The following is a 14,042-nucleotide window of genomic DNA, read 5'->3' as shown; positions in this document are numbered from 1 at the left end:
TTCCGCGACCGCGCGGGGGTGCCTTCTCTCCCGTGACCGGGTTGACCTGGCCACCTTCGGCCCAGCTGGTCAGCAGGTCCTTCTCGGTGCGGGAGAGCGCGAAGACCTCCTCGAGGTTGCCCATCTCGCCAGGGTTCAGTCCGCCGAGGTAGACGATCTCGGAGCGTCCCACGAAGCCCCAGGCCTTCGCTGTGGCCTCCTCGTTGTGGACCTTGAGGTCATCCATGCCGTGGGTGCACAGCAGCTGGCCCAAACCCAGGGTCCGGTTCAGACGGGTGATCTCATCGACCCGGTCGACCATGAACGGAGCCGCACGCAGCGCACGCCACAGCTCGTCCATGATCAGCAGGTACGTACGCCGCGGCGCCAGCCCGGCGTCGGCAAGAGCCTTGGCGCCCGAGACGGCGGTCGACCCGTAGGACCAGCACACCAGCTGGACGCCGGCCTGCAGGGTCGGGTCCATCTCCTCGAACTCGGACAGGTCGAAGACGACTGCGCGGTCTAGGTGGAGATCGGTCGTGGTGGGCTCGGCGAAGACGCGGCCGAAGGTCTCGGACCCGCCGTCGAGTGCGTTGAGCGCGTCGACGAGGCGCTGGACTCGCTCGTCGTAGCGAGCGTTGTCCCCGTGGTCGCCGGCGAATCGGCGAAGAGCCGGTTGACGGCCCTCGATGATCCGCAGGATGTCGTGGACGACCGGGACGCGCTCGGGGTTGTCGTTGTCCCAAACCTCCATCGCCTTGGAGAGCACGCTGCGCTCGTGGGCGACCAGGTCGCTGCCTAGCGCCAGCGCGCACAGACCCTCCATGACGTTGCTGCGCCGGCCACGAATGTTGGCTTTCACCCGGGCACGCACGTCCTCGGGTAGATCAGTGAGGCGCTTGGCCAGCGGGCCCGGGTCGAGAGGGTTCACAAACCCAGACGCGCGGCCGAGCTTGATGACCTGACCCTCCAGCCGCTCGACCAGGTCGACGTAGTCGGGCTTCCAGTCCGAAAGCACGATCGGCAACACGCCCTTGGCGGGCAGGTAGCCGGCGATGTGACGCAGCAGCGTCGACTTCCCGGTCCCCGGACGAGCCAAGCAGAAGGCCGAGGGGTTGTTGATCAGCCCTTCAGCGAAGTAGGAGACAGGGTCGCCACACACCATCCCGCGCCCCTCCAGGTGCGGGCCAAGCGGCGTACCGATCAGTGCCAGAGACGACCCGACCCCGAACGGGTACAGGCCACAGACCTGCACCGTGGGCGCCCGGAACTCCGGGGTCTGCGGCACCTTCAGCGTCTTCCCGCCCCCGGGGCGAGCCCAGCCCATCGGACCCGGACCCGGCTGGACCGGCTGGGAGCGACGCTTGCTTGAGCGCTGGGTCGCCTTGACCGGTGCATAGAGCGCCCTCCGTTCCCGACGGGAGAGGTTCTGCGTCGAGTACATGCTCTGCCCGCCAGCCATCGCGGCCTGGGCGACGCTGCTGTTTCGAGTGTTCATCTTCATCGCCACTCCCTCCTCACATGCCGTCCGCGAACGAGGCGAGGCTGCCGTGGTAGTACGGCACCATCCCCAGCGGCAGACCAGCGACGAACGCCGCGTCCTGAGCCCCATGCGGGAGCCGCAGCTGGAGCCGCGCCGGTGGCGCCAGGGTGCGACGCACCACGGCCGAAGCGCGACCGAGGTCAGCCGGATCCAGAACGGTCACCGTGACGAGCAGACCGACGCGGGTCAGCGGCGAGCCGAGCGACTCCTGCTCGGCTGTCTTCTCCGCCGCCGAGACGGCCAGCCGGTGCGCGGCCCTCGTGCGCTGGTTCTGCGAGGCCACCAGCCGAGCAGCGGTGACATCGTTCTCGGCGATCTGCGCCGAGCGTGCCGCCGACTCCGGCCGGTAGACCAGCGTGACGCGCTTGTGCGCGACGTCGCGGTGAGGAGCGACAAGGCCGTCGAGGACCTTGGCGAAGAACTGACCCTTCGGCGCCCCGTACATCTGCCACGTACGCGACAGCGCCGTCTCGTGCTGGTAGGCATCCCAGTGGTTCACCGCGGTGATCGGGCCAGCCTGGGACCACGGGATCTGCGTCCCGCCCTCCTGCTGTGCCTTCTCCACCGCCGGACCGGCGGCCGGGTCATACGCGACCCGAGTCATGTCGGTGATCTCCTGCACCGTCGCGGGGTAGCTGCCCTGCCCAGCACCGGTGCCGTCCAAGGTGCCGGTCATCGCGGGCAGGATGTCCCCGATGGCGGCCGCCATCTCCTCACGAGAGCGGACCTGCACATCCTTCTTCGACTCGCCCTCGAGCTTGGCGTTGAAGGTGATCGTGATTCGCACCGTCACCGTCGGAGCACCAGCACGCGAGGACTCCTTGACCTGCTCCACCATCAGCTGCGAGTACGCCGGCGCCGAGGCACTCCGGCCGCGGTCGACCGCACGACGCAGCCGCTCCCCCGAGTCGGGGGCGGAGTCGATGACGACCTGGGCTCCAACGATCTCCTCGCCCGAGGCCAGCTGGCTCAGCCAGGCTGCCCACTGTGCGACCTGGGCGTCCATGACTTCCTTGTCCATGCCGGAGCGGCCCTCGGGGAAGCAGTTGATGACCACGGAGTAGAGGTCGGGCTTGGTCCAGTGGATCAGCCCGAACTCGCGGCCGTGGACATCGCGGGCCGTCGAGAGCTCGACCGCGGCCGCGACACCGGGCAGCCGGCACTGGCCATCGGGGACGAACCCGGTCAGACCCTGCACCAGGACGTTCTCGCCGGTGCGAGTCGCGCGGTTGAAGCGGAACCGGCCGATCATCCGCGAGTAGCGGCCCTGGCCATCCGCGGTGGGGATGGCCTCCGGCAGCACTGCGGCGAGCACGATGCCCATCTCGATCAGGCCGACCCACAGGTTGGTGGTGAAGATCAGCATGAGCATCACCAGGGTGCCGAGCAGCAAGATCCCCGAGGGGATCGCGCTCAGGCCGAAGAATCCTGGCAAGACCGGCTTACGCAGGTTGCCGTACCTGATCTCTGTTGCCTCAGTCGTGCTCATCGTTCCTCCTCGGCCGGGCCGTTCGCCTGACTCACGTCTGTCTGCTGCGGGTGGTTTGTACTTGCTGTGTTATCTGTCATGTCTGTTACTGACCTACGCCGTCAGCGGTCTCGTCCGCGGCCGCCTGAGCCTTCGCCGCCGTGTCTCGGGTCATCTCTGCGACGGCCTGCGCCGAACGCTGGCCCGCCCCGTTCGGGGTGCTCGGCCGGGTCCCGGTCTCCCCTGCCGTGGCCGACGTCGTTTCCGCGCCGGGCGCCGTTGCTCCGGCGCGTGCCGACTCGGGTTCGGTGGGACCAGCACCGGAGGAAGCCTGACCGTCAGCGCCCTCAGCGCTGCCCTTGGTCGACCCGCTCTCCGACGTGCCAGCACCGCTCGCACTACCTGTCGAGCCGCCCTCGACTCCGGGAGTCTGGGCGCCGGAGGGATCGGTACCCGAGGGGTCGGTGCCGGAGGGGTCGGCTCCACCGGCGGGACCGCTCCCGCCGCCAGTCGCACCACCTGCGGCACCTGCTGCGCCGTCGGCGCCACCTGCTGCGCCACCGGCCGTGCCGCTGCCTGCGCCGGCCGCAGCACCCGAGGCGCCGCCCGAGCCTGCAAGGGCGACGATCGCCGCGCCTCCTGCGACAGCTCCAACGGCGGCGCCGCCGGAGAAGGCCGAGGACGAGCCCACCGCAGCGGCAGGCATGAGGAACTTGATCAGCGCAGGGAGTGCGAGCGCTGCCATCGCGAGCACCGTCAGGCCGTAGATCGCGTTCTGGACCTCGTCGCCACTGTTGTCGCTCATCAGCCGCATCCCCGTCGCGTAGATGACTGCGGCGACCGGCTTGTAGAGAATGAACCCGAGCACGACCATCAGCAGCCGCTTGTACCGCTGCCAGCCCTCCTCGGTCGCCGACGCAGCTGCCGCCGGTGCGAGGAGCGCGAACAGCACCAGGATGGCGGCGCCGCGCAGCACCATGAACAGGCACTGCACCAGGCTGGCGATGATGGCCAGCAGGAAGATCACCAGCCACATGCCCAGGCCTTCGGACGGCGCACCGGGCGAGAGACCCTCGATCAGGACCGACTTGAATCCGTCGGTGGCCTCGTGGCCCGAGGCCTGCTCGATGATCCACGGGGAGAACTCATCCCCCGACATGATCAGCACCTGCGACACCGCCCACGCCGGAAGCGTGGCCAGCAGGACCGCCACCATCTGGCGGCCGATCGAGGTGAACCCTGCTCGACTCTGCTCAGGATTGAAGCCGACCTTCAGCAGCGCGAACGCCATCGACATCACGCAGATTGCGGCCGTGATCGGCATCAGATACTGCTGCATCGACGTCATCAGATCGGTGCCCTGCCAGTTCTGGCCGGACCCGGTCGCCAACTTCGGCGAGGGAACCTCCATCCAGAACGTCGACACGTACCCGAGAAGATTCTTGGCCCCATCGGCGAGGGCCTGCACGAACTCCTCAACCGCAGACCCGGCGAGGTTGCTGGCACCTTCCTCGAGCTGGCACCCCAGCTCCCACGGCTTGCACATCTAGATCACCGCCCCGGTTCCCACGAGATGAAGCCCGCTGGGACCTGGTCGACCTGAGAGACGCCCGCGGCCGACAGCGCGGCCGCATCAAGCTGCCAGTCAGACCCGTTCCACACCGCCGACAGGGACGTCCGGGCAAGGACTCCGCCGTTCACAGCGAAGACCGCGTCCAGATTGCAGCGGTCGGGACCGCACGAGGTGAACCGGTACGCGGCAATGGTCTGCGCAGCGGCCGGATCCGAGGCGCCGGCGTCGGCCTCCTCGATGGCCTTGTCTCGGCCTGGCCCGGGGGCAATCTGTGCACGCGCGATCGCTCCGGCCCCGGCCGGATCCGCTCCAAGAGCAGTCATGATCGTGACCGTTGCGAAGAGGGCGCCAGCAGGGGAGTGCTGATAGCACTCTCGAAGAGAGCCGTTGACCTTGCTCGGTCCGTACGTCGTGGACACCGGGACCGAGCTTCCGCCGAGCGGGTCCCAGGTCGCCTCAGGCGCCGACACCGGGATCTCGGTCGATCCCACGCTGGTGTTGCAGCCCGCAGCCCACCCAGCGCCTGCTGAAGCCGAGGGACTCGACGAGGCCGACGAGGAGGGAGGAGTGGTTGGCGCGGTGGACGGCGTGGGACTTCCGGTGTTGTCCTTGTCGTTCCTCGGGAGGAACAGAACGATCGCTAGGCCGATGACGACGGCAGCGATGAGCGCGGCAGCGGACATCCACCAGATGCCCATGCCGGTCCAGCCTTCACGGTTGTCGGACTCGTCACTCATGTCATTCCTGTCAGGTGTCGTGTGCTGTCAGTGAGCTGACGTACGGAGATCTCGTCGGTTCGTCGTCACCCGGCGGCGATGCCGAGTGCCCCGAAGATCGCGGAGGCTGCGCCGAGGAAGACGGCGGCGACCAGCACGACGGCGGCGCCCATGCCACCCTCGAATCGGCCATGGCGGAGGGCCTCGAAGCCGGCCTTGCCCATCATCAGGCAGAAGGCGATGAAGAGCCCGAGGCCGACAAGGCCGGTGACCCAGGTGGTCAGCAGGCTGAGCTTCCCGGTGCCGGGCGGGAGCGCGGCGACCGGAGTGACGGCGGCGGAGGCGCTGGTGTTGATGGCCTCAGTGATCAGGGTGGTCATCATGATGCGGTTCCTCTTCTCTGCTGTGTTTTCATCAGGTTGGTAGTTGCTGAGGGAGAGCTGGCGCGGAACTTGCGTGCCTGGTCGAGCAGGCTCTTGCGGGTACGGCGCACGCGGCCGCCGGGTGCTTCACCGGGGAGGTCGATGCCGTGGCGGATGTCCTCGGACCACTCCAGCCGCCAGGAGTGCGGCAGTGCCCGCTCGGCTGAGCGGAGGTCTCTGGCGAGGAGCTTGGACAGGTTGGGTGCGTCGTCGACAAAGACGACGCCGAGCAGCCGGATCTCCTCAAGCCCGCCTGAGGCCCACTGATTCGCGGCCCGTCGGACGAGGTTGAGCCCTTTGGCGTGCGTACGGGCGACCAGCACGACCGGGATCGTCGGGTCGGCCAGGCCAGAGAGGCTCTTGCCGCAGTCGACCGCCTCGCTGCCGAGGAGAGAGGCCATGGTGGAGGTCCCGGCACCACCATGGAGGCCTACCAGTTGGACCGTGACCTCAGGGCTGAGCGTGCGGATCATGAACCGGTCCGGGACCAGCAGGACCGGGTCTGCCGGCGCGGGTGCCCCCGTCGGAGCCGGTGGGCCGGCGTGCATGACCGGTCGCCGGTCGTCCTCCCCCTCCTCATCGGCCTGCTCTGCCGGGACCGGCAGGAACACATTGGCCGGTGCCGAGGCGGCGGCCGCCTGCCGGATCGTCGGCCGTGGTCCCACGGCACCCGCGGTGCCGGTCGACGAGGGCTGGGTCCGGTTCCAGACGGACGACCATGACCCAGTACGGGAGTCGTCGGTGCGGCCGAGGGCGGCCGAGAGCCAAGCGGAGCCGAAACGTCGCGGCTCCCGGGCTGCCTCGAGCTCGGCGGCCAGGCGGGCACGTCGCTCCGCGTCCTCGCGGGCAACGCGCTCCTGGTTTGCGACGACGGCGGCCTGCCACGAGCTCGGCGGCTCGTCGGCCTGCGGCTGCAGGTGCGGGCGCCGGATCGGGTTGATCCGGGTCTTCTCTTCGGGCTCGTCTGTCATCACTGAACTCCTTGGGGGAAGGTCATCGCGTACATCAGCCAGTCGCCGTGGTCGTGCTCGAGCTGGACGATGAAGTCGCCGGCGCTGGTCGGGACGGCGACGTTGGCGCCCCCGGGCGTCACGGCGTTGGGGCCGGTGACCGCGTCGGTGACTTCGGGATCACCGGTCACGGTGATCGCGGGAATGTTGGCCGGGTCGGTGTACTGGTAGAGCGCCTTCCCGGCCGGGGAGAGCAGCGGCTCAAGCCGTGCCCACCACTCTTCATAGGTCGACGAGCGGTCTGACCAAGTCGTGAAGACCTTGAGAGCCGTCTGCTCGGCCTCGGTCAGGGCCGCCCCCGAGGCGGGAGCGGTCGGATCCCCAGCCACCGAGGAGGAGGGAGTCGGCGGGCTCGTCGCGGCCGGAGTGTCAGGCCCGTTGCTCTGGCTGGCGACGACGGCCAGGACACCTCCGCCCATCAGGACGGCAGCGAGTGCGCCAACGAGGATGGGGGTCTTCATCACCGGGCTCCGATCTGTGCGGCGAGCCAGCGGTGGTCGGAGACCATGGGCCCGTTCCAGCTCTTGGTGAACTTCGCGTTGGTGGGCGCGAAGAGGTAGTCGACACCGGTGTGGACCTGGCCGTACCCGGCAGCGCGCATCTTCGCGGGAGCCGCCCACGCGCCGGTCTGCTGCGCGGAGACGTTGAAGTCGCCGCCGATCAGGACCGGACCGGTCGACTCGAGGCGGTCAGCGACCGCGAGGAGGGTGTCCATGCCGTTGCCGTAGGCCTGCTGCCTGCGCGGTTTGTTGGGACCGAACCGGGAAGGATCGGTCATGTGGTGGACGCTGATCACGTTCACCTTCGCTCCCCCGCCCTGGCGCTCGAGGGTGATCCAGGTGATGTAGCGGTCCCACACGACGACCCGACCCTGGTAGGTGTTGCGATCGTCCTCGACGATCTGGACCCGCCCGCCGGCGACGGCCTGCCAGTCACTGGCCTTCCACATGACGACGGTGTCCTTAGCCTGGCTGGCGCCGGTGCCCGTCGGGGTGTTCGGGTCGCGGTAGGCGGCATAGCCCGGTGCGGCAGCGACGAGCTCGTTGAGCGAGCGCTGCTGCTGCTCGTTGAGGGTGATGAAGTCGGGCCGGGTGGATACGACCCGCGACATTGAGGTGCGCAGCCCTGCGTCACCCGAGCGGTTCGGGATGTTCGCGGTCGCCATCACGACCGAGCCCACGCCAGCGGAACCTGTCGCGCTCGTCGAGGTCGAGGCGGGAGCGGTCTCGACGCGCTCACCCCAGGGTGCTGCCCAGCCGAGGTAGGGCCCCCAGCCCTCGATCGCCTTGAACGGGACGATGTTGAGCGCGTTGGCCTCGTAGCTTCCGTCGGGGGCTGCGTCGGTGGAGGCCACCATCGGGACGCCGTTCTGCAGTCCCATGTAGACCCCGACGTGTCCCGCCCAGTTTGAGGTGTCGAAGTACACCCAGGCACCGACGGGGATCTGGCGGCCGTCGGCGGCGTTGGCGGGGTGCGCGGTGCCCTGTGCGACGAAGGTCGCCCAGGCGTCGTTGGCGGTGGGGTAGCCGGAGTTCGGGCGGCCCATGGCCTGCGCGGCGAAGTTCTGACACCGTGAGAGCCAGGCCTGCCCGGATGCGGCCAGCTCCTTGACCTTGGCGATCAGCTGGGCCTGGTTGAACGGGCCCACGTAGTCGCGGCCGGTGCCGGTCACGACCGCAGTGGTGAAGCCGCCGCCAGCACCACAGCCCGCTGCAGCGTCGACGTCGCCGACCACGCCGGGCAGGGCCGCAGCCGTCTGACCGGCACCGCCGGCCGAGCCGTCCACCGAGGTGCTCCCACCGCGGCTGGTGATGGCGCTGACCAGCTCGAGAGCCGGGTCCCAGAACTTGGCGTACACCGTCGGATCGGCGTTGCGCTGAACCGCGTGAATCGCGGCAGTGGGCGCCATCGTCTCCCAGCCGGGGACTTCGACCAGGTGCCGGTAGAACTGGCGTGCTGCGTAGGCGATGTCCATGACCTGCGCGATGGTTCCCCAGTCGCCACCGGACTCGTACGGCGTCTGCTGAAGGATGCCGTAGGCGCGGCCGCCAGCGTTGGTGATGCCGCCCTGCTGCCCCTGCGGGATCAGGTTGGACTCGTCCATCGCCGCAGCCACGATCAAGGTCTGGGCCCGCGCTGGCATGTTCAGCTCGGCGCCGACCGAGATGAGCTGGGCGGCGTTGGCGACCTGCTGGGCCGACCACTGTCCGACCCCGCGGTCCGGCGCGTTCGCCTGCAGGGTGCTGCCGGCCGGGGCGCACCCGGCGGCTTCCTCTTCGTTCCCGCCGAGGGCAGGGATGAGGACGATCATCAGCAGCGGCGCCAGGGCGGCCGCCATGAGCCACTTACGCATCACGCACCTCCAGCGTTGTTAAGGGCCGAAGCCGGGGAGGAGAGAGGGGTAGTCATGCCGGTGGACGCGCCCGGGGTGGTCTCGGCGCTGGTGTCCTTGGGGAGTCGAAGCGCGTAGAGCACAGCGGTGGAGCTGTCCGCCGAGGCGACCACATAGGCCGCGGTACCGGCCGAGGCTTGAGGAGGCGTGAGCGCGCTTGTCAGCGGCGGCGCCGGTGCCTCGAGCGACTCAGCGAGGACCCCCGAGGGAGCGGCAGCCAGCGGCTTGCCCGCACCCGTGCCGAAGGCCCGCTCGTCACCAACGGCGGAGGTGGCCCAGTCGGTGGGCAGCGCTGCGACCGTGCCGGTCTCAAGATCGAGGGACGTGGAGCCATAGATCCCCCACGTGCCGGTTGCCGACGAGGCCAGCGGCATCTCCTGCCCGGTGGCGTAGACCGTCGGGATCGATCCGGTCGTCCAGCCCAGGCGCCATCCCGACGTCGTGTAGGTGTAGCCAGCCAGGCGTACCTGGTTCGAGCCTGTGTCGGTGGTGGCGTGGTAAGCCAGCACCAGACGGGACCCGGACCAGCCCGCGATCGCCGAGAAGGCAGTCCCTGCCGGCGGCACCAAGGACTGCGGGGCCGGAGCAACGCGGGTGTCAGTGACCGTCCAGACCTCGCCCGCGGCGCCCACGACGATCAGGCCGCCGTCAACCGTGGGAGCCACGGCGGTGCCCGTCGCCGGGATCACCCGGGTGACCAGGTCACCGTCGCTCACCATCCTGGCGTGGCCAGCGTCGTCGAGGACGATCGGGCCGGTCGGCGTCATCCGCACCTCAGCACCCGCCTCGCCCAGCTCCCACTCCCCTACCGGCTTCCCGGTTGAGGGGTCGAGAAGCATCAGGTCCGATGACGTGGCCACCGTCAGCACCTGCTCACCGTCGACGTCGGCGAGCACAGGGCCTGCAGTGACGGTCCCGTCGAGGTTGGGGTTCTTCCACCCAGGGACTCCTGTCTCGGCGTCGTACGCCGCGACGGTCTCGCCGCCATCACGTACGACATAGACACGGTCACCATCTGCGGTCACCGGCGCCGAGGTCGAGGAGTAGGAGGAGGTCCCCAACGGGATCGACCAGCGGGCTACGGCCTCATAGGGGGCGGGGGCAACCACGGGCAGCTGCACGGGCTTGGGCGGAACCGGCTTGCGGTCACCGTCGTCGTCGGCCTGGGCCCTCAGGATCATCAGCATGATCGGAGTCCCGAGGAACGCCAGCAGGAGAACGACCATCAGACCGATGATCAGGAAGAACATGCCCGCCGGACGCTGACGAGCGGGGCGGGGAGCGGTGGATGGCGCCGACCCGGTCGGCTGGCGGCGCCCAGCGCGCGATCGAGAGGCCGTGCCCGTCGAGGTTCGTGTGGTCGGGTCGGTGGTCTCGTAGACCTCGCCGGAGGCGGTGACGACCAGGTGGAAGATCGAGTCGTCCGGTGAGATGCCGCGCACCCGGATAGCCCGGGTCTGCATCGGGCCCTTCTTCTGCGCTGCGGCCTTCGCGGCCGCCTCGACGACCGAGCGGCGCACGGGCTCGAGCTCGACGTTGCGACCAACGCTCACGTCATCGACAAGGCCTTCCAGCTCGCCTTCATCGGTCTGCCGGATCTGGGCACGCACGAGCGGGAACATCGGCACCTGCTCAGGGTCGAACGGCTCTTGGCCGCCCTCCAGCGACGTCAGTGCCGCACGCTCAGAGATCTCCGAACGGTCAGACATCACCAACTCACCTCCCCCGAGACTTGGTGCCGGTGGAGGCCGTTCTGGCCTGCACCAGGTGATCTATCAGAGCAAAGAGCGCCGACAGTTTGCGTTGATACGAGTACAGAAGCATCGGTTTGATAACGGGTGTCTGCAACGCCATTACAGGCTGTCGCTGCTGCGTCGGCTCGCATCTGCTGCCCCTCCCGCCCCTTGGGCTGTGTTGGTTCTGGCGCTCCTCGGTGCTCATCAGGTACGCTACCACAAAGCATTCCTTAAAGGAATGCACTAGCGAAAGGTGGGTGTTTCTCGATGGCCAGAGTTCACGGACGCGCGGTTATCGGCAGAATGGCGATGTGCCGCGCGTCATCCAGCCCGATCCCCCACCGCCCATGAGCGTCGAGATCGCCGCGCGCGTCTTCGGTTCCTCGCTGCGCCTGGCGCTGCTTCGGCACTATCGAGGAACGGCCAGCTCGCAGGCTGACGCCGCAGCTGCACTCGACCTGACGCAGAGCGTGGTCTCCAAGAACACCGCGGTTCTGGTCGACGCCGGCGTCGTGGTCCCCGACCCGCCCGGCCGATGGAAGGGAACCCCCGGCAAGTACATCGTCGATGAGGAGCGCCTGCGGCACCTGATGGCGGTGACGATGATCTACAGCCTCAACGGTCAGCCGATCAAGGGCTTCGACAAAGACCTTCGGGAGGCAGCCGAGACCCTCACGAAAGAGGGCTGGTGACTCTGGGAGGCGCGCGACACGCCGGAGTAAATCGTCAACGTTTTCGGATTTCCCGGAAGGATGACGCCATGACTTCAAGTGCGCACCCTCCCGCGGCCACTGAGTCGATCGGTGTCCGCCTCACTCCCGAAGAGAAGGCACAACTCGAAGCCGAAGCAGCGGCCGAGGGCGTGAGCATGAGTCTCTTCGTCTACCGCCGCGTCATGAACCGGCCAGACGCTGAGCGGCCGCGCGGCCGCCGGCCCAAGGTCCCGCGCGCGCAGCCTGAGGAGCTGTTCCAGATGACTGGATGACCCGATCGGGGCAGTGCCCCGAAATGTACGAAGTCCCCTGTTGGTAGCAGAGGACTTTCGTGGGACTCGATCTGAGTTGGTAGCTCAGGCCGAGCCAGATGTATGACAACCCGCTCTGCGCTAGGAGACGAGGTGGCTTTGTGCTACCCACGATAACACCCGTGATGACGCCAGTCATCGCACACGCGCTTAAACGTTCCATATCTTGGATTCGGCCCGGCGCACAGCCGACGGCACCAGGTGGTGCCGGATGAGTTCCGTGCTCCAACTAAGGGACCAGGCGAAGCCGAGGACCGCGGAGGCAACTTGGGCCCAGCTGGCGCCTCGGCTCGCGGCGCGTGGCCGGGTCCGCGTGGCCCGCGACGGTCGCAACTACCGACGAAAGTACGAGCGGCCGATCACCCGCAAGCTCCCCGGTAGTCCCGCAGCGGTGCTCGTGTACGACGACAACGGTTGCGCCCCTGTGTTCGTGGTCGACCTCGACGCGAAGGGCCCAGACCCTACGGTCGGTCGTGACTACGCCGCCCTCGTCGGGCTCCTCGAGCGCGCCGGGCTGACTTCCTGGTTTTCTGACCACTCCCCCAGCGGCGGCCGACATGTGTACGTCCCTGTCGCCGGCGGGATCCCTTTCACCGAGGCACGTGACGCCTCCCGGATGCTCGAGCAGCGGCTGCCGAGCGTCGACAAGCTGCCGATGTCGGGCATCTCCGAGGGCTGCATCAGGCCCCCAGGATCGAGACACCGCACAGGCGGCCACCAGGAGCTCGACTGCACCCTCGAGCACGCCGAGGCGGTGCTCGACACCCCGAACAACCCGCTCGCCTGGTCGCGTTTCCTCCAGGAGCTGCAGCGTCACCACGGCCCACTGGCCACACCGGCAACGGTCGACGATGTCGACGACGGCAGCAGGATCGATTCGCTACCTGGCTACGCCAGCGGCCCCTCAGACGACTTCCAGCGCATCGCCCGCACCGGCGACTACGCCCCCAGCAAGTACGCCTCCCCCTCCGAGGCCCGCCAAGCAGTCATGTGGTCCTGCGCCGCCGCCGGATGGCGCCTGGTCGACGTCGCCCGCCGCGTCGAGGACGGCACCTGGCCAGGACTGGCCTCCTTCTACGCCCGCTACGCCCCCCACGAGCGTCACAAGGCGCTGAGCCGCGACTGGCAACGAGCCGTCTCCTTCGAAAAACGACGCCGGGAAGCGCACGGGAAGCAGTCTGTTCGTCTACGCACCACAAGCCCGCATAAGACACAGCGGGGGGAGCTACCAGGGTCTGCGATAGTGCAGCGGCCCAAAGTGATCAGCCAATGGGTCAGAGAATGGCTGGCCGCCGCGGACTTCGTACACGGCCCCGAGACGGATCTCGGCGTACGCGCTGTTCTCTACGCCTTGGCCGAAGCCGCAGCTCTGACCCAGAGCAGGGTCATCGAGCACGGCAACCGCTCCTTGGCGATCGCCACGGGCCTAGACCACACCACCGTCGGCCGGATCCTGCGCACCCTGGAGAACCAGCCCACTGACCGCCTACTTCTCCAGATGGTGCGGCAGGCCAAGGGCGTCCACGCCCACGCCTACGAGCTCCGCATCCCCCCACTTCTCGCCCCGAAGTGCGCTGAGACGCCGTGGCGCGCCGGCCGCATCTACGCGATCCGCCCCGTCTTCCGAGAGCTCGGCTTGCCGGCCGCGTTCGTCTACGCCGCCCTCGAGCAGACCCGACACCGAGGTGAGACGTCGATCAGCGGCCGCGAACTCGCCCAGCTCGCCCGGGTCGGGGTCACCGCGACCTACGACGCACTCCAGATCCTGGCCACCCACGGCCTCGCCGAACGCGTTCCGCCGAACCAGGGCGGGGGCTGGCGGATCAGCGACGCGTCGCTCGCTCAGCTTGCCGAGGCCTGGGGCATCGCCGAGGCGATCCGGGCACAACTGGCCCGCTACCGTGCCGAGCGCGCCGCCTGGCGCTACTGGCTCACCACACGCGGCCGGCTCGACCCGCGACTCCTCGAACCTGCAGCCCCGCAGCCCGACCCTCCCCCACAACCGGCCGCGCAAGGTGAGAGGCAAGGCGAGACGGCGTGGTTCGACGACACCACGAGCCTCCTCACGCTCCTAGAGCGAGAGCTCGGCGCCATTGCCGTCTGACCCCGCGACGCTAACCCCCGCCAGAGCCGAAAGTCCCCGCCATGGCTAACCCACCTGTCGGCGCCCCCCGACACA

12 protein-coding genes are annotated in these 14,042 nt (G+C 68.7%); 3 read left to right on the top strand and 9 right to left on the bottom strand.

Annotated elements, in window-relative coordinates; genetic code table 11:
* The 9 genes from BLT25_RS28745 to BLT25_RS28700 form a co-directional block, all read right to left on the bottom strand.
* Positions 1–1,483 (bottom strand): hypothetical protein (locus tag BLT25_RS28745; protein ID WP_091053151.1); only part of this gene is annotated, 1,483 nt, incomplete at its 3' end.
* Between the two features lie 13 nt (positions 1,484–1,496).
* Positions 1,497–3,011: an SCO6880 family protein gene (locus BLT25_RS28740; protein ID WP_091053149.1), complete on the bottom strand. Its 1,515-nt coding sequence runs from the start codon at positions 3,009–3,011 to the stop codon at positions 1,497–1,499.
* Between the two features lie 85 nt (positions 3,012–3,096).
* The gene (locus BLT25_RS28735; RefSeq protein WP_091053147.1) at positions 3,097–4,536 is read right to left on the bottom strand and encodes a hypothetical protein; all 1,440 of its coding nucleotides are present in this window, start codon (positions 4,534–4,536) and stop codon (positions 3,097–3,099) included.
* A 5-nt stretch (positions 4,537–4,541) separates the two neighbouring features.
* Positions 4,542–5,300 carry a DUF8175 domain-containg protein gene (locus tag BLT25_RS29635; protein ID WP_143033905.1) on the bottom strand — a complete coding sequence of 253 codons (759 nt, stop codon included), beginning with the start codon at positions 5,298–5,300 and terminating at the stop codon, positions 4,542–4,544.
* A 65-nt stretch (positions 5,301–5,365) separates the two neighbouring features.
* Positions 5,366–5,662 carry a hypothetical protein gene (locus BLT25_RS28720; RefSeq protein WP_091053141.1) on the bottom strand — a complete coding sequence of 99 codons (297 nt, stop codon included), beginning with the start codon at positions 5,660–5,662 and terminating at the stop codon, positions 5,366–5,368.
* Positions 5,659–6,672: a DUF6668 family protein gene (locus tag BLT25_RS28715; RefSeq protein WP_091053139.1), complete on the bottom strand. Its 1,014-nt coding sequence runs from the start codon at positions 6,670–6,672 to the stop codon at positions 5,659–5,661. The genes BLT25_RS28720 and BLT25_RS28715 overlap by 4 nt, the downstream gene beginning before the upstream one ends.
* Positions 6,672–7,172, bottom strand: coding sequence for a hypothetical protein (locus BLT25_RS28710; RefSeq protein ID WP_091053138.1), 501 nt, complete (start codon positions 7,170–7,172; stop codon positions 6,672–6,674). Before BLT25_RS28710 ends, BLT25_RS28715 begins: the two co-directional genes overlap by 1 nt.
* Positions 7,172–9,064 (bottom strand): hypothetical protein, encoded by a 1,893-nt coding sequence (locus tag BLT25_RS28705; RefSeq protein ID WP_091053136.1) that lies wholly within the window; start codon positions 9,062–9,064, stop codon positions 7,172–7,174. The genes BLT25_RS28710 and BLT25_RS28705 overlap by 1 nt, the downstream gene beginning before the upstream one ends.
* Positions 9,064–10,812 carry an outer membrane protein assembly factor BamB family protein gene (locus BLT25_RS28700; protein WP_091053135.1) on the bottom strand — a complete coding sequence of 583 codons (1,749 nt, stop codon included), beginning with the start codon at positions 10,810–10,812 and terminating at the stop codon, positions 9,064–9,066. The genes BLT25_RS28705 and BLT25_RS28700 overlap by 1 nt, the downstream gene beginning before the upstream one ends.
* 284 nt (positions 10,813–11,096) lie before the next feature.
* Here BLT25_RS28700 and BLT25_RS28690 point away from each other — a divergent pair, with 284 nt between their 5' ends.
* The 3 genes from BLT25_RS28690 (at position 11,097) to BLT25_RS28680 (ending at position 13,967) form a co-directional block, all read left to right on the top strand.
* Positions 11,097–11,531 carry a hypothetical protein gene (locus BLT25_RS28690; RefSeq protein WP_143033904.1) on the top strand — a complete coding sequence of 145 codons (435 nt, stop codon included), beginning with the start codon at positions 11,097–11,099 and terminating at the stop codon, positions 11,529–11,531.
* A 68-nt stretch (positions 11,532–11,599) separates the two neighbouring features.
* On the top strand, positions 11,600–11,824 hold the full coding sequence (locus tag BLT25_RS28685; RefSeq protein WP_091053130.1) for a plasmid mobilization protein: 225 nt from the start codon (positions 11,600–11,602) through the stop codon (positions 11,822–11,824).
* Positions 11,825–12,074: 250 nt separating this feature from the next.
* Positions 12,075–13,967: a hypothetical protein gene (locus tag BLT25_RS28680; RefSeq protein ID WP_091053128.1), complete on the top strand. Its 1,893-nt coding sequence runs from the start codon at positions 12,075–12,077 to the stop codon at positions 13,965–13,967.
* Positions 13,968–14,042: the final 75 nt, after the last annotated feature.

Origin of the sequence: Nocardioides sp. YR527, from assembly GCF_900101045.1 — a bacterium.
GTDB lineage: Bacteria > Actinomycetota > Actinomycetes > Propionibacteriales > Nocardioidaceae > Nocardioides.
This window is presented reverse-complemented; position numbering and strand designations above follow the sequence as displayed.